The organism is Streptomyces sp. NPDC003635 (assembly GCF_053587635.1).
The window spans coordinates 1-20,147 of sequence record NZ_JBSFOK010000059.1; the positions used below are offsets into that span (position 1 = coordinate 1).

At 70.7% G+C, this 20,147-nt stretch carries 22 protein-coding genes; 7 read left to right on the forward strand and 15 right to left on the reverse strand.

The window, feature by feature from the left end:
* Nucleotides 1-171 precede the first annotated feature (171 nt).
* On the reverse strand, nucleotides 172-804 hold the full coding sequence (locus tag ACWDRW_RS35440) for a sulfite oxidase-like oxidoreductase (protein WP_451731075.1): 633 nt from the start codon (nucleotides 802-804) through the stop codon (nucleotides 172-174).
* A gap of 188 nt (nucleotides 805-992) precedes the next feature.
* Here ACWDRW_RS35440 and bfr point away from each other — a divergent pair, with 188 nt between their 5' ends.
* Nucleotides 993-1,469, forward strand: a complete 477-nt coding sequence (gene bfr / locus ACWDRW_RS35445) for a bacterioferritin (RefSeq protein ID WP_451731078.1) — start codon at nucleotides 993-995, stop codon at nucleotides 1,467-1,469.
* An 8-nt stretch (nucleotides 1,470-1,477) separates the two neighbouring features.
* Here bfr and ACWDRW_RS35450 read toward each other — a convergent pair whose 3' ends face one another.
* From ACWDRW_RS35450 to ACWDRW_RS35460, 3 genes are all read right to left on the reverse strand, one after another.
* Entirely contained in the window at nucleotides 1,478-1,711 is a 234-nt protein-coding gene (locus ACWDRW_RS35450; protein WP_451731187.1) for a (2Fe-2S)-binding protein, read from the reverse strand.
* 144 nt (nucleotides 1,712-1,855) lie between these two features.
* Nucleotides 1,856-3,208: a class II 3-deoxy-7-phosphoheptulonate synthase gene (locus ACWDRW_RS35455; RefSeq protein WP_451731081.1), complete on the reverse strand. Its 1,353-nt coding sequence runs from the start codon at nucleotides 3,206-3,208 to the stop codon at nucleotides 1,856-1,858.
* 18 nt (nucleotides 3,209-3,226) lie between these two features.
* Complete coding sequence (locus ACWDRW_RS35460) at nucleotides 3,227-4,150, reverse strand: DUF2867 domain-containing protein (protein ID WP_451731083.1); 924 nt, start codon at nucleotides 4,148-4,150, stop codon at nucleotides 3,227-3,229.
* Between the two features lie 51 nt (nucleotides 4,151-4,201).
* Between ACWDRW_RS35460 and ACWDRW_RS35465 the strand changes: the two genes are divergently transcribed.
* From ACWDRW_RS35465 to ACWDRW_RS35475, 3 genes are all read left to right on the forward strand, one after another.
* The gene (locus tag ACWDRW_RS35465; protein WP_451731086.1) at nucleotides 4,202-4,786 is read left to right on the forward strand and encodes a TetR/AcrR family transcriptional regulator; all 585 of its coding nucleotides are present in this window, start codon (nucleotides 4,202-4,204) and stop codon (nucleotides 4,784-4,786) included.
* Nucleotides 4,787-4,796: 10 nt separating this feature from the next.
* Nucleotides 4,797-4,853, forward strand: a complete 57-nt coding sequence (locus ACWDRW_RS35470; RefSeq protein ID WP_451731190.1) for a trp operon leader peptide — start codon at nucleotides 4,797-4,799, stop codon at nucleotides 4,851-4,853.
* A 96-nt stretch (nucleotides 4,854-4,949) separates the two neighbouring features.
* A complete protein-coding gene (locus tag ACWDRW_RS35475) occupies nucleotides 4,950-6,830 on the forward strand; it encodes an anthranilate synthase family protein (protein ID WP_451731089.1) in 1,881 nt (626 codons plus the stop codon).
* Here the strand turns inward: ACWDRW_RS35475 and ACWDRW_RS35480 are convergent.
* From ACWDRW_RS35480 to ACWDRW_RS35500, 5 genes are all read right to left on the reverse strand, one after another.
* Nucleotides 6,782-7,777: a 2-hydroxyacid dehydrogenase gene (locus ACWDRW_RS35480; RefSeq protein ID WP_451731091.1), complete on the reverse strand. Its 996-nt coding sequence runs from the start codon at nucleotides 7,775-7,777 to the stop codon at nucleotides 6,782-6,784. The genes ACWDRW_RS35475 and ACWDRW_RS35480 overlap by 49 nt on opposite strands.
* Before the next feature lie 71 nt (nucleotides 7,778-7,848).
* A complete protein-coding gene (locus ACWDRW_RS35485) occupies nucleotides 7,849-8,877 on the reverse strand; it encodes a 6-phosphofructokinase (protein ID WP_451731093.1) in 1,029 nt (342 codons plus the stop codon).
* 108 nt (nucleotides 8,878-8,985) lie between these two features.
* On the reverse strand, nucleotides 8,986-9,666 hold the full coding sequence (locus ACWDRW_RS35490) for a response regulator (RefSeq protein ID WP_451731096.1): 681 nt from the start codon (nucleotides 9,664-9,666) through the stop codon (nucleotides 8,986-8,988).
* The gene (macS, locus tag ACWDRW_RS35495; RefSeq protein WP_451731099.1) at nucleotides 9,663-10,877 is read right to left on the reverse strand and encodes a MacS family sensor histidine kinase; all 1,215 of its coding nucleotides are present in this window, start codon (nucleotides 10,875-10,877) and stop codon (nucleotides 9,663-9,665) included. The genes ACWDRW_RS35490 and macS overlap by 4 nt, the downstream gene beginning before the upstream one ends.
* A gap of 31 nt (nucleotides 10,878-10,908) precedes the next feature.
* Nucleotides 10,909-11,670, reverse strand: a complete 762-nt coding sequence (locus tag ACWDRW_RS35500; RefSeq protein ID WP_451731102.1) for a lysophospholipid acyltransferase family protein — start codon at nucleotides 11,668-11,670, stop codon at nucleotides 10,909-10,911.
* A gap of 149 nt (nucleotides 11,671-11,819) precedes the next feature.
* On the opposite strand from ACWDRW_RS35500, the gene ACWDRW_RS35505 reads away from it, so the two are divergent.
* Entirely contained in the window at nucleotides 11,820-12,599 is a 780-nt protein-coding gene (locus tag ACWDRW_RS35505; RefSeq protein WP_451731105.1) for an alpha/beta hydrolase, read from the forward strand.
* Entirely contained in the window at nucleotides 12,592-13,143 is a 552-nt protein-coding gene (locus ACWDRW_RS35510) for a hypothetical protein (RefSeq protein WP_451731108.1), read from the forward strand. Before ACWDRW_RS35505 ends, ACWDRW_RS35510 begins: the two co-directional genes overlap by 8 nt.
* 16 nt (nucleotides 13,144-13,159) lie before the next feature.
* On the opposite strand, the gene ACWDRW_RS35515 is transcribed toward ACWDRW_RS35510, so the two are convergent.
* From ACWDRW_RS35515 to ACWDRW_RS35540, 6 genes are all read right to left on the reverse strand, one after another.
* Nucleotides 13,160-13,879, reverse strand: a complete 720-nt coding sequence (locus ACWDRW_RS35515; protein ID WP_451731111.1) for an endonuclease/exonuclease/phosphatase family protein — start codon at nucleotides 13,877-13,879, stop codon at nucleotides 13,160-13,162.
* A gap of 112 nt (nucleotides 13,880-13,991) precedes the next feature.
* A complete protein-coding gene (locus ACWDRW_RS35520) occupies nucleotides 13,992-14,945 on the reverse strand; it encodes an ROK family glucokinase (RefSeq protein WP_451731113.1) in 954 nt (317 codons plus the stop codon).
* Nucleotides 14,946-14,999: 54 nt separating this feature from the next.
* The gene (locus ACWDRW_RS35525; RefSeq protein ID WP_451731115.1) at nucleotides 15,000-15,470 is read right to left on the reverse strand and encodes a DUF5304 domain-containing protein; all 471 of its coding nucleotides are present in this window, start codon (nucleotides 15,468-15,470) and stop codon (nucleotides 15,000-15,002) included.
* A gap of 57 nt (nucleotides 15,471-15,527) precedes the next feature.
* The gene (locus ACWDRW_RS35530; RefSeq protein ID WP_451731118.1) at nucleotides 15,528-16,661 is read right to left on the reverse strand and encodes an ArsA family ATPase; all 1,134 of its coding nucleotides are present in this window, start codon (nucleotides 16,659-16,661) and stop codon (nucleotides 15,528-15,530) included.
* A 37-nt stretch (nucleotides 16,662-16,698) separates the two neighbouring features.
* Complete coding sequence (locus ACWDRW_RS35535; RefSeq protein WP_451731121.1) at nucleotides 16,699-17,142, reverse strand: SRPBCC family protein; 444 nt, start codon at nucleotides 17,140-17,142, stop codon at nucleotides 16,699-16,701.
* A gap of 66 nt (nucleotides 17,143-17,208) precedes the next feature.
* A complete protein-coding gene (locus tag ACWDRW_RS35540; RefSeq protein ID WP_451731124.1) occupies nucleotides 17,209-18,024 on the reverse strand; it encodes a metallophosphoesterase family protein in 816 nt (271 codons plus the stop codon).
* A gap of 312 nt (nucleotides 18,025-18,336) precedes the next feature.
* On the opposite strand from ACWDRW_RS35540, the gene ACWDRW_RS35545 reads away from it, so the two are divergent.
* Nucleotides 18,337-20,133 carry an AMP-dependent synthetase/ligase gene (locus ACWDRW_RS35545; protein ID WP_451731127.1) on the forward strand — a complete coding sequence of 599 codons (1,797 nt, stop codon included), beginning with the start codon at nucleotides 18,337-18,339 and terminating at the stop codon, nucleotides 20,131-20,133.
* The last annotated feature ends 14 nt before the right edge of the window (nucleotides 20,134-20,147 follow it).

Below are 20,147 nucleotides of genomic sequence, written 5' to 3' on the forward strand. Positions count from 1 at the left end.
GCTCCACCCGCACGGTCACCGCGGACCACACGGTCCTGTGCGTGCCCCTGCCGGTCCTGAAGCAACTCGACCTCACCCGGGCAACGATCGCCCCGTCGCGTCGCCCGGCACGCCGAGAGCACGCACCGGACGCCGCTCCTTGACGGGCAACGTTGCCTGACGCGGCACTAGCTACAGCTCGGGCCCGTCTCCCGGCTCCTCCTGGTAGGAGTACCGCTGTTCCTGCCACGGGTCACCGATGTTGTGGTACCCGCGCTCCTCCCAGAAGCCGCGCCGGTCCGCGGTCATGTACTCCACGCCCCGGACCCACTTGGGCCCCTTCCAGGCGTAGAGGTGGGGCACGACGAGCCGCAGCGGGAAGCCGTGCTCGGCGGTGAGCAGTTCGCCGTCCTTGTGGGTGGCGAAGATGGTGCGCTCGGCGGCGAAGTCCGCGAGGCGCATGTTCGAGCTGAAGCCGTACTCGGCCCACACCATCACATGGGTGACGGAGGGAGCGGGCGGGGCGAGCTCCAGGACGGTCCGGGCGGGGACCCCGCCCCACTCGGCGCCGAGCATGCTGAACTTGGTGACGCAGTGCAGATCGGCCACGACGGTGGCGTACGGCAGGGCCGCGAACTCCTCGTGGTTCCAGCAGCGCTTCTCGCCGTCGGCGGTGGCGCCGAAGACCCTGAACTCCCAGCGCTCGGGGCGGAACTTGGGAACCGGCCCGTAGTGGGTGACCGGCCAGCCGCGCTGCAGGCGCTGCCCCGGCGGGAGCTCCGGCTGTGCCGCTCCTCCAGATGCGCTCTCCACCGGCTGACCCATGTCTCCATCCTGACAGACCTGAGGCAGTGCCCTTGACCAGCCGTCCCTTGAAGCGGTCAAAACAGCTAAAACAGAACTAAGCATGCACTTACTTACTAAGTGAAGACTTACTGGACGATCTTCGAGACCGGTGCAAGGATGCGGCGCAACCTGCCAGTTCCCCCCTTCACTTGGAAGGAGCCTCTGCGATGCAGGGCGACCCCGAGGTCATCGAATTCCTGAACGAGCAGCTCACCGGCGAGCTGACGGCGATCAACCAGTACTGGCTGCACTACCGGATCCAGGACAACAAGGGCTGGACCAAGCTCGCCAAGTACACGCGTGAAGAGTCCATCGATGAGATGAAGCACGCGGACAAGATCACCGAGCGCATCCTGATGCTGGACGGGCTGCCCAACTACCAGCGGCTCTTCCATGTCCGGGTGGGCCAGACCGTCACCGAGATGTTCCAGGCGGACCGGCAGGTGGAGGTGGAGGCGATCGACCGCCTCAAGCGCGGGATCGAGGTGATGCGCAACAAGGGCGACATCACGTCGGCGAACCTCTTCGAGTCGATCCTCGAGGACGAGGAGCACCACATCGACTACCTGGACACCCAGCTGGAGCTCATCGACAAGCTCGGCGAAGCGCTGTACCTGGCCCAGCAGATCGAGCAGCCGAGCTAGGGCAGGCCCTAGGCGGCGTCCGCCAGATCGGTGAGGACCGGCTTGCCCTGGTCGGCCAGCTCGCGGCGGGGGCACGCGCCGCGGCCCAGGATCGCCTGGATACGGCGTACACACGAACCGCAGTCCGTGCCCGCCTTGCAGGCCGAGGCTATCTGGCGGGGAGTGCAGGCACCGTCCTCCGCGTGCTTCTTGACCTGCTGCTCGGTGATGCCGAAGCAACTGCAGACGTACACGCGGTTCACCTCCCGGCGGGATCGATGTGCCATCCCCTTGATCGGTGAGGCTAACCTAACCTTACCCGTCTCACAGGAGCCGGAAAAGTGCTGTGGGGTGCGGATCGTATGTGATCCGCACCCCACAGCACTGTGCTGTAACAACCGACCCGGCTACTGGTCCCTGTACATCTCCGCGACCAGGAAGGCCAGGTCGAGCGACTGGCTACGGTTCAGGCGGGGGTCGCAGGCCGTCTCGTAGCGCTGGTGCAGATCGTCGACGAAGATCTCGTCGCCGCCGCCCACGCACTCGGTGACGTCGTCACCGGTGAGCTCGACATGGATGCCGCCCGGGTGGGTGCCCAGCGACTTGTGGACCTCGAAGAAGCCCTTGACCTCGTCGAGCACGTCGTCGAAGCGGCGGGTCTTGTGGCCGGAGGCCGCCTCGAAGGTGTTTCCGTGCATCGGGTCGGTCACCCAGGCCACGGTGGCGCCGGAGGCGGTGACCTTCTCGATCAGCTCCGGAAGCTTGTCCCGGACCTTGTCGGCGCCCATGCGGACGATGAAGGTCAGCCGGCCGGGCTCGCGGTCCGGGTCCAGGCGCTCGATGTACTGCAGCGCCTCCTCGGCCGTCGTCGTCGGGCCGAGCTTGATGCCGATCGGGTTGCGGATCCTCGAGGCGAACTCGATGTGCGCGTGGTCCAGCTGGCGGGTGCGCTCACCGATCCACACCATGTGCGCCGAGACGTCGTACAGCTGGCCGGTGCGCGAGTCGACGCGGGTCAGCGCCGACTCGTAGTCCAGCAGCAGCGCCTCGTGCGAGGAGTAGAACTCGACCGTCTTGAACTCCTCCGGGTCGGCCCCGCAGGCGTGCATGAAGTTGAGCGCCTGGTCGATCTCGCGGGCGAGCTGCTCGTAGCGCTGGCCGGACGGGGACGACTTCACGAAGTCCTGGTTCCAGGCGTGCACCTGGCGCAGGTCGGCGTAGCCGCCGGTGGTGAAGGCGCGCACCAGGTTGAGCGTGGAGGCGGAGGCGTTGTACATCCGCTTCAGGCGCTCGGGGTCCGGGACGCGGGCGGCCTCGGTGAAGTCGAAGCCGTTGACGGAGTCACCGCGGTAGGTCGGCAGGGTGACGCCGTCGCGGGTCTCGGTCGGCTTGGAGCGCGGCTTGGAGTACTGGCCGGCGATCCGGCCGACCTTCACGACCGGCACCGAGGCGGCGTACGTCAGCACGGCGCCCATCTGGAGCAGGGTCTTGAGCTTGTTGCGGATCTGGTCGGCGGACACCGCGTCGAAGGCCTCGGCGCAGTCGCCGCCCTGGAGGAGGAACGCCTCTCCCTTGGCGACGGCCGCCATCCGGGCGCGCAGCTGGTCGCACTCGCCCGCGAAGACGAGCGGCGGATACGACTCGAGGTCCGCGATCACTGCGCGCAGAGCCTCGGTGTCGGGGTACTCGGGCTGCTGCGCCGCGGGCAGGTTTCGCCAGGTGTTGCCAGCGCTCGCGCTGGTCTTAGCGTTCACGGTCACGACGTCAACATTACGGGGTCATGTCCGGAGCCCTGCCGCCCGCTCACCCATTGAGACAGGATGTCCGTTCCGTGCACGCTCGCCGGCCGGGGGCACGGCGAGGGCCAGCCGACGGTGTTCGCGGCGCAGCGCGCGCCGGGCCATGAACGGGTGGAAGGGGCGTGCGAGGCCCCAGTAGAGCCGTGCGCCCGGGCTGTCGGCGCGGACGGCGGTGTTGAGGGTGACCTCGCGGGCGCCGACGTGGATCGAGGCGCGGGCGGTCAAACCGCCGGCCAGGACTTTCTGCAGCAGCTCGTCCTCGGTGCGGGTCAGCTCCGGGAAGCCGAGGACGCCGGCCCAGGCCCCCGGGTCGCGAGGCATGCCGGGGAGCAGTTCGATCGCGTACGTGTCCGTGTACGCGGGCTGTTCGACGGCGGTGCGGATCAGCCCGGCACCCTCGGGCGCGGCGGCCGCCCTGGCACGCGGCCAGGTGAGGCGGTTGTACAGCCGCACGAACGGCGACCAGCGCACCGGCCGGTCGACGGACCCGGCGGTCGCCCGCTCGGCGTTGTCGAAGAGCTCCTCCACGATCACGCCGTGCAGCACCTTCACGGCCAGCACCCAGGCCAGCAGGTCGGCGCCGCGCATGTCCTGCTCCAGCACGTGCCGGATCCGGCAGCGGTCGTCGCCGAGCGGTTCCACGGAGATCTCGTGGAAGCCGTTGCCCGGCGGGCTGAAGTCGAAGCGGACGCGCCGGCCCGGCTCGTACGCCGAGACGCCGTAGCGGACCGGGCCGTGACCGCCCGTCGCCCCGACGGCGAGCGGGCGGTCGAAGAGCATCGGTTTCCAGGCCGGCGCCGGGAAGAGCGGGTCGTCGGCGGCGGAGAGCCGGTCCAGCAGGGCGCCGACGGCAGTCGCCGGGGCCTCGATCACGCGCTCGTGGATGTTGCGTATCGCAGTCATCGCGTACCTCCATACGCTGGCGTATGGTCAACCGTACGGTACCGTACGGTCATGGTGCAACGCCCCCGGAAGACCACCGGCAAGCCCCGGCTCAGCGCGAGCGACTGGGCCGACGCGGCGCTCGCCGCGATGAGCGAGGGCGGACTCGCCGCCGTCGCCGTGGAGCCCCTCGCCGTCCGCCTCGGCACCACCAAGGGCAGCTTCTACTGGCACTTCGCCAACCGCGACGCCCTGATCGAGGCCGCGCTCGAACGCTGGGCCGAGACCGAGACCGAGGCGATCATCACCGAGCTGGAGGCCGAGCCCGACCCGGAGCGGCGGCTGCGGCTGCTGTTCGGCGAGGCGATCCGGTCGGCCGTCGAGGACCCGCTGGAGGTCTCGCTGCTGGCCACCGCCGACGACCCGCGGGTGCGAGCGGCGCTCGAACGCGTCACCGAACGCCGTGTCGCCTACGTCGCCGAGCTCTTCGCGGAGGCGGGCTTCCGCGGCCCGGAGGCGCGACGGCGCGGCCTGCTCGCCTACACGGTCTACCTGGGTCACGCCCAGCTCGGCCACGCCGTCCCGGCCACGCTCCCGGCGGGCGAGGAGCTGACCCGCTATCTCGACCGCGCCCTCGATCTCCTTCTCATGCGCTAGGGTTCGGGGCATGTTCGCGCACTCGACCCAGAACTGGTGGTGGACCGCTTCTCCGGCGGCCCGCTGACTGCGCGTACTCAAGACTTCGCGAAGGCCGCCCGAGGGGCGGCCTTCGGTGTTTTCCGGCGGCGCGCTCCTCTCCCCCTGAGAAGGAGCACGGATCATGAACCTGCTCGGCTTGCTGGACGATCCCCGCCCGTTCGCCCTGCTGCGCCGCCGCACCCCGGGGCGCGACGAGAACACCGTGGAGGTGTTCCTCGGCCCGGTCCGCGACCACGACCGTCTCGCCGACCTCCCCGACGAGGGGCTCGCGCTCGTCCCCTTCCGCCAGATCCGCGAGCGCGGCTTCGACGTCCGCGACGACGGCACCCCGCTGACGGTGCTGGTCCCCGAGGAGCGGTACGACATCCCGCTCGCCCAGGCGCTGGAGCAGCTCCCCGCGCACGAGGTCCGGGTACGCGGCGGCGGCTTCGACGTCGGGGACGAGGAGTACGCCGGGATCGTCGGCCGCGTGCTGCGGGAGGAGATCGGGCGCGGCGAGGGCGCGAACTTCGTGATCCGGCGGACGTACGAGGGCGAGATCCCGGGTTTCTCCCGCTTGGACGCCCTCGCGCTGTTCCGGCGGCTGCTGGAGGGTGAACGAGGTGCCTACTGGACCTTCGTCGTGCACACCGGGAAGCGGACCCTCGTCGGGGCGAGCCCCGAAGTGCACGTGCGGATGTCCGGCGGCACGGTCGTGATGAACCCGATCAGCGGGACGTACCGCTATCCCGCCGAGGGACCCACCCCCGAGCACCTGCTCGACTTCCTCGCCGACGGCAAGGAGATCGAGGAGCTGTCGATGGTCGTCGACGAGGAGCTCAAGATGATGTGCACCGTCGGGGACATGGGCGGGGTCGTGGTGGGGCCCCGGCTCAAGGAGATGGCCCATCTCGCGCACACCGAGTACGAGTTGCGCGGCAAGTCCTCGCTGGACGCGCGGGAGGTGCTGCGGGAGACCATGTTCGCGGCCACCGTGACCGGCTCGCCGGTACAGAACGCCTGCCGGGTCATCGAGCGGCACGAGGTCGACGGGCGCGGGTACTACGCGGGGGCGCTCGCGCTGCTCGGCCGGGACTCCGGCGGGGCACAGACCCTGGACTCCCCCATCCTCATCCGCACCGCCGACATCTCCTCCGACGGCCGTCTGCGCGTACCGGTCGGCGCGACCCTGGTCCGTGGCTCGGACCCGGCGAGTGAGGTCGAGGAGACCCATGCCAAGGCGGCGGGCGTACTGGCGGCGCTGGGGGTCCGCGCGCGGCGGGCACCCGCCGAGGCCGTACGGCCGCGGCTGTCCGACGATCCACGCGTGCGTGCCGCCCTCGACGGGCGCCGGGCCTCCCTGGCCCCCTTCTGGCTGCGGATGCAGGAACGGGCCGAGGACCTCTGCGGGCACGCGCTCGTCGTCGACGGCGAGGACACCTTCACCGCGATGCTCGCGCACGTGCTGCGCTCCAGCGGCCTGGACGTCACCGTCCGGCGCTACGACGAGCCCGGCCTGCGCCAGGCTGTCCTCGCCCATGAGGGTCCGGTCGTCCTCGGCCCCGGCCCGGGCGACCCCTCCGACACCGAGGACCCCAAGATGCGCTTCCTGCGCGGCCTCACCGCCGAGGTGATCCGCGAGAACCGGCACGGCGTGCTCGGCGTCTGTCTCGGCCATGAGCTGATCGCGGCCGAGCTGGGCCTGGAGATCGTGCGCAAGGAGGTGCCGTTCCAGGGCGCCCAGACGGCGGTGGACCTGTTCGGGCGGACGGAGACCGTCGGCTTCTACAACAGCTTCGTGGCCCGCTGCGACGACGAAGCGGCCGGGGAGCTGGCCGCGCACGGCGTCGAGGTCAGCCGCGGCCCGTCGCACGAGGTCCACGCGCTGCGCGGCCCGGGCTTCGCCGGGGTCCAGTTCCACCCCGAGTCCGTGCTGACGCTGAACGGCGCCGCGATCGTCCGGGACCTGGTCGGTCAGCTCCGCGGCACCAGCACGTTCTCCGAGCGGCGGCCGGCCGTGTAGTCGAGGACGTTCTTCACCGTGGTGTCGACGATCTGGCCGACGGCGTCCACGGTGTAGTACGCCTGGTGCGAGGTGACCAGGACGTTCGGGAAGGTGACCAGACGGGCCAGGGTGTCGTCCTCGATCGCCTCCAGGGACTTGTCGAAGAAGAACAGGCCCGCCTCCGCCTCGTACACGTCGAGCCCCACGCCCAGGAAGCGGCCGGCGCGCAGTTCGGTGACGAGGGCCGCGGTGTCGATCAGGGCACCGCGGCTGGAGTTCACCAGGATCGCGTCGTCCCGCATCGCCCGCAGGGCGGCGGCGTCGATCAGCCGGTGGGTCTCCGGCACCAGTGGGACGTGCAGACTGACCAGGTCGGACTCGGCGAGGAGCTGTTCCTTGGGGACGTACTGCATGCCGAGTTCCAGGCAGGCGGGGTTCTCGGCGATGTCCCAGCCGAGCAGCCGCATGCCGAAGCCGTGGGCGATCCGCGCGAAGGCCTCACCGATCTTCCCGGTGCCGAGGACGCCCGCGGTACGGCCGTGCAGGTCACGGCCCATCAGTCCGTGGAGCCGGAAGTCGAAGTCCCGGGTGCGGATGGAGGCGCGCACGACACGGCGGTTGACCGCCATGGCGAGGGTCCAGGCGAACTCGGCGACGGAGTACGGCGAGTAGTACGAGACCCGGGCGACCGTCATGCCGAGCCGCTCCGCCACGTCGAGGTCGATGTTGTTGAAGCCGGTGGAGCGCTGGGCGACCATCCGGGTGCCGCCGGCGGCGAGGGCCGTGAGGACGCGCGCGCCGAGGTCGGCGTTGACGCTGGTGGAGACGATCTCGTAGCCGGCCGCGATGGGGGCGGTGTCCTCGTTGAGGAAGACGTCGAGGCAGCGGACCTCGTGGTGGCCCTGGAAGGCCTGCTCGATCAGGGGTTTCTCGTCCGCTTGCACGCCGAAAGCCAGGATCTCCACGAGGAGGCTCCTCCTTCTGGTGGGTTATGGGCCGAATATACGGCCCATAACCCGGGCGTGCCGGTCGGGTGTCAGCCGAAGAAGACCCCGACTTCCGCGTACAGTTCCGGGTCCACGGTCTTAAGCTTCGCCGTCGCCTCCCCGATCGGGACGCGGACGATGTCCGTGCCGCGCAGGGCGACCATCTTGCCGAAGTCGCCGTCGCGGACGGCCTCGATGGCGTGCAGTCCGAACCGGGTGGCGAGCCAGCGGTCGAACGCGCTGGGGGTGCCGCCACGCTGGACGTGCCCGAGGACGGTGGTGCGGGCTTCCTTGCCGGTGCGCTTCTCGATCTCCTTGGCCAGCCACTCGCCGACGCCCGAGAGCCGGACGTGCCCGAAGGAGTCCAGCGACTCGTCCTTGAGCACCATGTCGCCGTCCTTGGGCATCGCGCCCTCGGCCACGACCACGATGGGCGCGTACGACGCCTTGAAGCGGGAGGTCACCCACCCGCACACCTTCTCGACGTCGAAGCGCTGCTCGGGGATGAGGATGACGTTGGCGCCGCCCGCGAGCCCGGAGTGGATGGCGATCCAGCCGGCGTGACGGCCCATCACCTCGACGACGAGGACACGCATGTGCGACTCGGCGGTGGTGTGCAGCCGGTCGATGGCCTCGGTCGCGATCCCGACGGCGGTGTCGAAACCGAAGGTGTAGTCGGTGGCGGACAGGTCGTTGTCGATGGTCTTGGGGACGCCCACGCAGGGCACGCCGTACTCGTCCGACAGCCGCGCGGCCACCCCGAGGGTGTCCTCGCCGCCGATCGTGATGAGCGCGTCGACCTCCTGCTTGGCGAGGTTCTCCTTGATCCGGCGGATGCCGTCCTCGTGCTTGAGGGGGTTGGTGCGCGAGGAGCCGAGGATGGTGCCGCCGCGGGGCAGGATGCCGCGCACGGCGGGGATGTCGAGCCGCACGGTGTCGCCGTCGAGCGGACCGCGCCAGCCGTCCCGGAAGCCGGTGAAGTCGTAGCCGTACTCCTGTACGCCCTTGCGGACGACGGCCCGGATGACGGCGTTGAGCCCGGGGCAGTCGCCGCCTCCGGTCAGTACTCCGACCCGCATGGAAATGTCCCTTCGCCGCGGTTGCCTGGTGAGGCCACGCTAATAGTGATCCAGGTCACTCAGGGATGGGTCGGAGCCGCAATTCCGGTGAAACGTCGGGCGGTTGGTTTACGCGTCGTCAAGTCCGCGCTCGATGGCGTACCGAACGAGTTCCACCCGATTGTGCAGTTGGAGCTTGCCGAGGGTGTTCTGGACGTGGTTCTGCACGGTCCGGTGGGAGATGACCAGACGCTCGGCTATCTGCTTGTAGCTCAGGCCCTTGGCGACCAGCCGCAGCACCTCGGTCTCCCGCTCGGTGAGCTGCGGGGCGCCCGGCTGGTCGGCGTCCCGGTCGGCGGGCGCGGGCTCGGAGGCGAGGCGGCGGTACTCGCCGAGGACGAGCCCGGCGAGGCCCGGGGTGAACACCGGGTCGCCGACGGCGGTACGGCGGACCGCGTCCAGGAGTTCCTCCGTGGAGGCGGACTTCAGCAGGTAGCCGGTGGCGCCGGACTTCACGGCCTCCAGCACGTCGGCGTGCTCGCCGCTGGCGGACAGGACGAGGACACGCAGGGCCGGGTTGTGGCCGACGAGTTCCTTGCAGACCTGGACGCCGGGCTTGGCGGGCAGGTTCAGGTCGAGGACGAGGACGTCGGGTGCGGCGGCCTTGGCGCGGCGCACGGCCTGCTCGCCGTCGCCCGCGGTGGCGACCACCTCGAACCCGGACTCGGCGAGGTCCCGGGCGACGGCGTCGCGCCACATCGGGTGGTCGTCGACCACCATGACCTTGATCGGGCCGTCCTGCTCGCTCATCGCGTCCCCCGGGACATCTGCTTCGGTACCTTCAGTTCCACTTCCGTGCCCTGTCCGGGCACGGAGATCAGATCCGCGCTGCCCCCGAGGTCGCGCAGCCGGCCCCGGATCGACAGGGCGACCCCGAGCCGCCCCTCGCCCTCGGCCTGCGCGAGCCGCCCCTCGGGGATGCCGGGTCCGTCGTCCCGGACGGTGACGATGACCGCGTCGGGCTCGTCCTCCACCAGAATCCACGCGCGTGCCTGCTCGCCCGCGTGTCTGCGCACATTGTCCAGGGCGGCCCCGACGGCCGCGGCCAGCTCCCGCGCGGAGGCCCGCGGCAGCACCACGGGCGCGCCCGGCTCGGCGAGACTGACCCGGGAACCGGCGTAGGGGGCGAGCAGCGAGCGCAGGTCCAGCGGCCCGTCCTCGTCCGCCTCTTCCTCCTCCACGGTCCGGACGAGTGCGCCCTCGGCCGCGTCCTCCGACACCCGCGACACGGGGGTCAGGCCGCCGGAGACCAGCGTGCGCAGCGCCACTTCCTGCTCGCCCGCGAGCCGGCCCAGCTCGGCCGCCTCGCCGCCGATGACGGCACCGCGCCGCTGCACCATGGCCAGCACCTGGAGCACGCTGTCGTGGATGTCGCGGGCGAGCCGCTCGCGTTCCCTGGTCGCGGCCTCGATCTCCAGGGCGCGGGCGAGGGTGCGCTCGGAGGCGCGGGCGACCTCGACGACGTAGCCGATGGCGATGGAGGCGACCCAGACGAGGATCACCGCGTGGACGGTGTCTCGGGTCGGGGAGCCGCGGTGCACCAGGTTGGCGACGGCGACCAGGGTGGAGGCGAAGGCCGCCCAGCGCCAGCCGCCCTTGATGGCGAAGGCCAGCACCGAACCGGCCGTCCATATCGAGGGCAGCGTGGGACTGCCCGCGTCGATGTGCGCGGCCGAGTCGGCGAACCGGGTCACCAGGATGCCGACCAGCGCGATGGTCAGGTCGGCGGTGAGGAAACGCTTGGTGCAGGCCGCGGCGTTCGCGACCTTCGGCAGGGTCGCGAACGTCCACACGGCCAGTACGGCGAAGTAGCCGATGGCGGCCCAGGGGCGGGCGAACTCGTCGTACGCGCTGACGAACAGGCCGATCGCGTACAGCAGCGTGAGGATCCGGTATCCGCGCAGCGCACGCCACAGCGGCTGCTCGACCGACATCCTCAGGACTCTCTCGCGCTTGGCCAACTCCCCCACCCCCCGAACCGGAACTCCGCGTCTAGGACTCGGACTTCTCCTTGTCCGCCTGATCCTGGTCGGCCTTGGCGAGGGCGGCCTTGGCCGCCTTCTCCGCTTCCTTCTCGGCCTTCGCCGCCTCCGCGATCTGGCGCTTGGCGGCGGTGGCGTAGATGTCGACGTACTCCTGGCCGGAGAGCTGCATGATCTCGTACATGACCTCGTCGGTCACCGCGCGCAGGACGAAGCGGTCGTGCTCCATGCCCTGGTAGCGGCTGAAGTCCAGCGGCTTGCCGATCCGGATGCCCGGACGCATCAGCTTGGGCACGACCTTCCCCGGCGGCTGGATCTTCTCGGTGTCGATCATGGCGACCGGGATGACCGGCGCCCCGGTGGCGAGCGCCACGCGCGCGAGGCCGCCGGGCTTGCCGCGGTACAGCCGGCCGTCGGGCGAGCGGGTGCCCTCGGGGTAGATCCCGAACAGCTCACCGCGCTCCAGGACGTCTATGCCGCTCTTGATCGCGGCCTCTCCCGCGCCGCGCGCGCCGGAGCGGTCCACGGGGAGCTGGCCGACGCCCTTGAAGAACGCGGCCGTCAGCCTGCCCTTGAGGCCCGGGGTCGTGAAGTACTCCGCCTTCGCGATGAACGTGACCTTCCGGTCGAGGACCGCTGGAAGGAAGAACGAGTCCGAGAAGGAGAGGTGGTTGCTCGCCAGGATCGCGGGGCCCTCGGCGGGAATGTTCTCCAGGCCCTCCACCCAGGGCCTGAAGGCGAGCTTCAGCGGCCCCCCGATGGATACCTTCATCGCGCCGTACAACAACCGAGTGCCTCCTGTGTCTGTCGATCAGACCTTAACCCGGAGCGCCGCCAAAGAGTCCGACGACCCTGGTCGGTGTCAGTGCGGTCGCGTACGGTGAAGTACCTGCAACCGACCTCATGAACAGGAGACCGAAGGTGCCGGTCCTTCCTGGAGCCGAGCCGTACCGCCATGAGGGCGGGGAGATCTCCGTACTCCTCTGCCACGGCTTCACCGGTTCCCCGCAGTCGCTGCGCCCCTGGGCGGAGTATCTCGCCGAGCGCGGTCTGACCGTCTCGCTGCCGCTGCTGCCCGGGCACGGCACCCGCTGGGAGGACCTCCAGCTCACCGGGTGGCAGGACTGGTACGCGGAGGTGGACCGCGAGCTGCGCGCACTGCGGGAGCGCTCCACCCACGTCTTCGTGGCCGGTCTGTCCATGGGCGGCGCCCTGGCGCTCCGGCTGGCGGCGAAGCACGGCGCCGCGATCGACGGCGTAGTGGTGGTGAACCCCGCCAACAAGGTGCACGGCCTGGCCGCGCACGCCCTGCCGGTGGCCCGGCACCTCGTCCGTACGACGGCGGGCATCACCAGCGACATCGCGAAGGAGGGCGTCGAGGAGCTGGGCTACACCCGGGTGCCCCTGCACGCGGCGCACTCGCTGCGGAACTTCTTCCGGCAGGTCGACGGCGAGCTTCCGCAGGTCACGCAGCCCCTGCTGCTCCTGCACAGCCTTCAGGACCATGTCGTGCCGCCGGCCGACTCGGCGCGCGTGCTCAGCCGCGTCTCGTCGGTCGACGTGCGGGAGATCGTGCTGGAACAGAGCTACCACGTGGCGACGTTGGACCATGACGCGGACCGGATCTTCCAGGAGAGCCACGCTTTCATGAGTCGGCTCGCATCCGGTCTCGGCAAGGAAGGGACGGCCGTAGGTGGCTGAGCACGACTCCGACCGCGAGGATCGCGAGCCGGACGACCAGGGCGCCCGTTTCGACGAGGACGCCGCCTGGGCGGCCATCGTCGCCGGGTACGGCGACGAGCCGCCGGACCCGCCGGGCGCCAAGCCGTTCAAGTCCGTGGAGGACCTGGCGCTGCTGGAGGCCGAGACCAACGACGACGAGCCGGAGGAGAAGCAGCCGGCCAAGCCGCTGGGCGGCTCGGTCACCTTCGCGCCCGGCGTCGGTCCGCGTGACTACACCGCGCCGGAGCCGGCGGAGGAGGACTTCGACGAGGACGACGAGGGTCACTTCGTACCGCCGGAGCCGCCGCCGCTGCCCGCTGCCGACACCACCGCGAAGTTCGCCTGGCTGGCCGTCGTGGGCGGTCCGATACTGCTGTTGCTGGCGGTCGTGCTGAGCTGGGACATGACCTGGTGGCTGACGACGCTGGGCATCGGCGGCTTCCTCGGCGGCTTCGCCACGCTGGTGATGCGGATGCGCACGGACGACGAGGACGACGACCCGGGACGCGGCGCGGTCGTCTGACCCACGTGACCACCCGCTAGGGCGCGGGGATTCTGAGGGTGGCCAGGACCGGGAGATGGTCCGTGGCCGCCCTCAGGTCGTCCTCGGTGACGCCGGGCCGGTCCAGCGGGACTCCGCAGCTGAGGACCTCGATGCCCTTGGTGGCGAAGATCGCGTCGATACGGCTGTGGGGCTCGGACCGCGTCCAGGTGTGCTCGCCGCCCTCCGGGGCGGTGGCCCAGCAGTCCTGGAGCGTGTCGGCCAGCAGGGCGAAGGTGCGCCCGGCCGGGCCCTCGTTCAGGTCACCGCCCGCCACGGCGTGCTCCACGCCCATCCCGGCGAGCCGGTCCAGAAGCATGCCGCCCTGCTCGTACCGCTCCTGCTTGTCGAGGCTGAGATGGCAGCTCAGGACCCCCACGCGGGCGGCCCCGAAGCGTACGACCGCCGTCGCGAAGCCTCGGCGGTGGAGGCCGGGAGTGAGGGGGAGCAGGACGTCCTCGGTGCGCTCGACGGTGGCGCGGAGGTCGCACAGGACGGCGGGGCCCGCGGCCGTGGCTCCGCCGCTGAGGATCACGAGATCCGACGCCCGGGCCAGGCGGGCGAGTTTCTTGCGCCAGCGGAAGAAGCGGGGCGCTTCCTGGACGAGGACGAGGTCGGGGTCGCAGGCGCGGATGACGCGGGCGAGTGCCGCCGTGTCGTCGCGCATCGAGCGGATGTTGTAGCTCAGGACTCGGACGAGGGCTGAACCGTCGGACATGGCGATCAATGTACGCCCAAAAGCCAGGGGCGCGAGGGTCGTGCGCGACTGCCGGTCTCGTCGTGGCTGGTCGCGCGGTTCCCCGCGCCCCTGGCTGGGCACACTGCGTCGATTACATGATCGGGTCGGGTTCCCGCGCCAGGTCGGCCGCGCCCACCAGGCCCGCCTTGTTGCCCAGCCGGGCGGCGATCACGTCGGCGACCGGGCGCCAGTTGCCGCCCACCAGCCAGCGCTTGTAGGACTTGCGGATCGGGTCGAGGACCAGCTCGCCCTCGTCCGACAGACCGCCGCCGACGATGAAGGCGGACGGGTCGAAGAGCGAGGCGAGGTCGGCGAGACCCGCGCCGGCCCAGCGGGCGAGCTCCCGGTAGGAGTCGACGGCGACCGGGTCGCCCTGCCGGGCGGCCATGGAGATGTGCTTGCCCTCGATGCCGTCGGGGGTGCCGTCACCGAGACCGAGCAGCACCTCGGCGTTCTCGGGGGTGGCGTTGGCCCGCTGCTTGGCGTACCGCACGAGCGCCCGCCCCGACGCGTACTGCTCCCAGCATCCCTGCGAGCCGCAGCCGCACAGCAGACCGTCCGGGACCATCCGGATGTGGCCGAACTCGGCGGCCACGCCGAAGTGCCCGCGGCGCAGCTTGTTGCCGATGATGATGCCGCCGCCGAGGCCGGTGCCGAGCGTGATGCAGATGACGTTGCGATGGCCCTTGCCGGCGCCGAACTTGTACTCGCCCCAGGCCGCGGCGTTGGCGTCGTTCTCCACGACGACCGGGAGACCCACGCGGCCCTCGACCGCCTCCTTCAGCGGCTCCTGGCGCCAGTCGATGTTCGGCGCGAAGTAGACCGTCGAGCGCTGGCGGTTGACGTAACCGGCGGCACCGATGCCCACGCCGACGATCTCGTGTCCGGCGCGTGCCCCTTCCACGGCGGAGGCGATGGCGTCCACGATGCCCTCGGGCGTACCCGGGGTCGGCACCTTGTGGGTCGAGAGGATGTTGCCTTCCTCGTCGACCACGCCGGCCGCGATCTTCGTGCCGCCGATGTCGACGCCGATGGTGAGTCCCATGAATCCCTCAGTTTCGGTCGAGCCCCGCTACGGCCAACCGTACCCGAGGGGGCTTTAATCCAAGTCGATGCGTTCCCCCGGACCGGCACCCTCGTCCCCGTCGGGGTCGCGGGGGGCGGTCCAGCGGCGCTCCTGGGCCTGCACGGCGGAGCGGTAGGCGGCCAGGAGCTCGTTCCCGGCCGCCGCGAGGTGGTCGAAGACGTCCGGGTTGCGCTCGATGACGGGCTCGACGGCGGCCTTGGCCTGCTCCACGACCTGCTTGACCACCTGCTGGGCGGCGGGTCCGGCGACCGCGCCGAGCAGCGGGGCGTTGAGCGAGGACAACTTGTCGCTGACCGCCTCGACGAGTTTGCGCAGTTCCTCGGCGGCCGAGCCGGGCTGCGGGCCGTACTCGGCCCGGCGGCGGGCCTGCTCCGCGGCGAGATCCTCGGCGCACGCCGTCGCCCACGCGTCGGCGTCACTCGCCCGTACCTCGTCGAGCGCCTCCTGCCCGTCGTCGGCGGACGGCTGGAGCTCTTCGCTCATGACGGACTCCTGACTACGTTTCGTCCCTACGACGTTACCCGAACGGGCGTACCGGCTTCACCGGGTCCCGGGCCACAGCTTGGGGTCGGGGGCGAACCGGACGCGCAGCTCGCCCTCGCGCAGCGCGGCGCCGTCGACGGTGCAGCGGCGCAGGGCGGACGGCAGGGGGACGATACGGCGGAACGGCCCTGCGGTGAGGACGAGTTCGTCACCGCGCCGGACGAGGTCGAGATCATCGCGTATGGCGCCGGGCAGCGGGATGTGCCACACCAGCACGCCGTCGGCGGCGAGGCTGTCGGTGACGGGCCACTCGACCGTGGAGGCGGTGGGGTTGACGGGGACGTCCAGGGCCTCCAGGTCGTCGGTGCCGCGCGGGTCGTGCCCGAGGTGCGGGACGACCTGGACGTCGTACGACTCCCGCCACTCCTCCAGGGTCTTGCGCTGCTGGGCGACGAGGCCGGCGGGCCAGTCCTCGGGTGCGGAGCGGTTGGCGATCAGGACGTCGGGGCGCAGTCCGCGCAGGGCGAGGGCGAGGGTCGCGGCCCGTACGGCGTCGGCGCCGGCCGGGCCGGGCTCGGCGACGAGTCGTACGGCGGTGCGCCTGTCGGCGACGACGGCCTCCACGGCGGCCAGCTCGACGTCCCAGCGGGCGGCGGTCTCGTACAGCCACTCGGCGGGCATCGGGACCCCGGCCAGCCGCCCGAGCACGGGCCGCAGCGCGCGGGCCGCCTGCCGCTCCGGCGGCAGCAGCCGGCGCAGGTACCGGCGCAGTTCCTCGGGCAGGGCGAGCAGCGCGAGGGCGTGCGGAGTGGCCGGAAGATCGACGACGAGCAGGTCGTGCCGCTCGGAGAGGGCGGCGTCGCGCAGGGCCCGGAGCAGGGTCAGCTCCTCGGCGCCCGGAAGGGGGGTGACCTCCTCGGGGTCCAGCCGGGAGGCGCCGAGGAGATCGAGGGCGGCGGTGGCGCGTTCCTGGAAGGCGGCGAGATCGTCCCGGAATCCGGCGGCGGCGTCGGGCCGCCAGACGGTGAGGTTCGGGTCGGCCCCCGCCCCGAGCACAGCGCCGACGGTGTCGGCCCGGTCACCGCTGAGCAGCAGGGTCCGGCTGCCCTCACGAGCGGCACGGAGCGCGGTGGCGGCGGCGACGGTCGTACGACCGCCACCGCCAGGGCCGGTGATCAGGATGGTGCGCATGAGGGTGAACGGTAACGGACACCCAGCCGCCCACCGGTTACTTGGATCCCGCCTCGACCCGCTTCTTCAGCCCGGCCAGCGCCCGGTCGATGATGACCTTCTCGGCCTTCCGCTTGATCATCCCGAGCATCGGGATCTTGACGTCCACCGTCAGCACGTACGTGACCTCGGTCGACCCCGCTCCCGCCGGCTTCAGGATGTACGAGCCGTCCAGCGACCGCAGCATCTGGGACTTCACCAGCGTCCAGGAGACCTCGTGCTCCCCGGTCCAGGTGTACGCCAGTACCTGGTCGTCCTTGATCGCACCCGCGTCCATCACGAGCCGCACCTGCTCGGCCCGCCCCTGCGGATCCGACTGGAGGACCTCCGCCTGCTTCACCTCGCCGGTCCAGTCCGGGTAGCGGGCGAAGTCGGCGATCACCTCCATGACGTCGGCCGGTGCCGCCTCGATCGTGATGCTCGAGCTGGTGTGTTCCGCCATCGCCGTGGCTCCTCCAGATGCGGTCCGGTAGGTCGTCCTCATGCGCACGTGTGTGCAGCGTGAAGGCTACCGCGCACCCGACCCGCCGAACTCCAGCGCCCACGGCTTCCCGCTCCCGGCGAAGTGCCCCACGTTCACGCACTCCGTGGAGCCGATCCGCATCCGGCGCACCAGCGGCTGATGGACATGACCGAAGAGCGAGTACCGCGGCCTGGTGCGCCGGATCGCGGCGAGCAGCGCCTTGCTGCCCCGCTCGAAGCGGCGAGCCACCGTGTCGTAGACCAGTTCCGGCACCTCCGGGGGGATGTGGGTGCAGAGCACGTCCACCTCCCCGACCGCCTCGATCTTGGCCGCGTATTCCTCGTCGCTGATCTCGTACGGCGTGCGCATGGGGGTGCGCAGGCCGCCGCCGACGAAGCCGAAGGTCCAGCCGCCGATCTCCACCCGCTCCCCGTCGAGCACGGTGGTGCCCGGTCCCGCGTACTCGGGCCACAAGGGCGGCATGTCGACATTGCCGTACGTCGCGTACGTCGGCGTGGGAAACACCGCGAACATCTCGGCGTACTGCTTGCGTACCGCCTTCTCGATCACCGCGCCGCGGTCCGCGCCGATCCCGGCCCACAGCCGGGCGCCGAACTCGCGGGCCTCGTCGTAGCGGCGGGCGGTGCGCAGCTCGACGATGCGGTCGGCGTTCTCCGCGCCGAAGAGGTCGGGGAAGATGCCGCGGGAGTGGTCGGCGTAGTCGAGGAAGAGGACCAGGTCACCCAGGCAGATCAGGGCGTCCGCGCCGTCACCGGCGCTGGCCAGGTCCCGGACGTTGCCGTGTACGTCGCTGACCACGTGTACGCGCGTCCTGCTGTTGCCGGCTGGTGTGGATGCCATGGCGATCAAGCGTAAGCGTGTGCGGCAGGCGTGAACAGTGGCGGCCGGACCTGCGGTTACTGGCTAGTCGTCAAACGCGTCGACTACTGTGCGCGCAGAACCACCCATTCATGCAGTACCGATCTGTGTGACGCAGCGAACATCTCGCCGGGACCCCCTGTCGAAGAAGCCATACCGGCGGGTAACGTCCGGGCAGTCCAGTCGTGCTCAGGATTTCAACCACCGAGATCCCTGAGTACCTGCCCGAGCCTTGGACCGGACCGTCGCATCACACAACGTCGTGGCGCCGGCGCCCTATGAGGAGCAGCAGTCTTGCGCGAGTTCAGCCTTCCGGCCATGTACGAGGTCCCTGCGGACGGCAATCTGACCGACATCGTCCGCAGAAACGCCGCGCAGCATCCCGACGTCGCCGTCATCGCCCGCAAGGTCGGCGGGGCGTGGCAGGACGTGACGGCCACCGCCTTCCTCGCCGAGGTGCGCGCGGCCGCGAAGGGGCTCATCGCGGCCGGAGTGCAGCCGGGCGACCGGATCGCCCTGATGTCGCGCACCCGCTACGAGTGGACGCTGCTGGACTTCGCGATCTGGTCCGCGGGCGCGGTCACCGTGCCGGTGTACGAGACCAGCTCCCCCGAGCAGGTGCAGTGGATCCTCGGCGACTCGGGCGCGACCGCCGTGCTGACCGAGCTGGACAACCACACGGCCGCCGTGGAGTCGGTGCGCGACCGGCTGCCCGCCCTCAAGCACGTCTGGCAGATCGAGGCCGGCGGCATCGAGGAGCTGGGCCGGCTCGGCCAGGACGTCAGCGACAAGACGGTCGAGGAGCGCAGCTCGCTGGCGAAGGCCGACGACGCGGCGACGATCGTGTACACCTCCGGCACGACCGGCCGCCCCAAGGGCTGTGTGCTCACCCACCGCAACTTCTTCGCCGAGTGCGGCAACATCGTCGAGCGGCTGCGGCCGCTGTTCCGTACCGGCGAGTGCTCGGTGCTGCTCTTCCTGCCGCTCGCGCACGTCTTCGGCCGGCTGGTGCAGATCGCCCCGATGATCGCGCCGATCAAGCTGGGCTGTCTGCCGGACATCAAGAACCTCACCGACGAGCTGGCCGACTTCCGGCCGACGCTGATCCTCGGTGTGCCGCGCGTCTTCGAGAAGGTCTACAACTCGGCGCGCGCCAAGGCGCAGGCGGACGGCAAGGGCAAGATCTTCGACAAGGCGGCGGACACGGCCATCGCCTACAGCCAGGCCCTGGACACCCCGTCCGGCCCGTCGGTCGGCCTGCGGATCAAGCACAAGGTCTTCGACAAGCTCGTCTTCAGCAAGCTGCGCGCGGTCCTCGGCGGCCGGGGCGAGTTCGCCATCTCCGGCGGCGCCCCGCTCGGCGAGCGCCTCGGTCACTTCTTCCGCGGGATCGGCTTCACGGTCCTGGAGGGCTACGGCCTGACCGAGACCTGCGCGGCCACCGCCTTCAACCCCTGGGACCGGCAGAAGATCGGCACGGTCGGCCAGCCGCTGCCCGGATCGGTGGTGCGCATCGCCGACGACGGCGAGGTGCTGCTGCACGGCGAGCACATCTTCAAGGAGTACTGGAACAACCCGGGCGCCACCGAGGAGGCGTTGGCCGACGGCTGGTTCCACTCCGGTGACATCGGCACCCTCGACGAGGACGGCTACCTGAGGATCACCGGCCGCAAGAAGGAGATCCTCGTCACCGCGGGCGGCAAGAACGTCGCCCCGGCCGTGATCGAGGACCGGATCCGGGCGCACGCGCTGGTCGCGGAGTGCATGGTGGTGGGTGACGGTCGGCCGTTCGTGGGCGCGCTGGTCACCATCGACGAGGAGTTCCTGGGCCGCTGGGCCGCCGAGCACGGCAAGCCCGCGGGTGCCACCGCGGCGTCGCTGCACGAGGACGCGGACCTGATGGCGGCCATCCAGTCGGCGATCGACGACGGCAACGCCGCGGTGTCCAAGGCGGAATCGGTGCGGAAGTTCCGCATTCTGTCCTCCCAGTTCACGGAGGAGTCGGGCCACCTGACGCCCTCGCTGAAGCTCAAGCGGAACGTGGTGGCGAAGGACTTCGCGCAGGAGATCGAGGCGATCTACGCGAAGTAGTCACGTCGTACGAC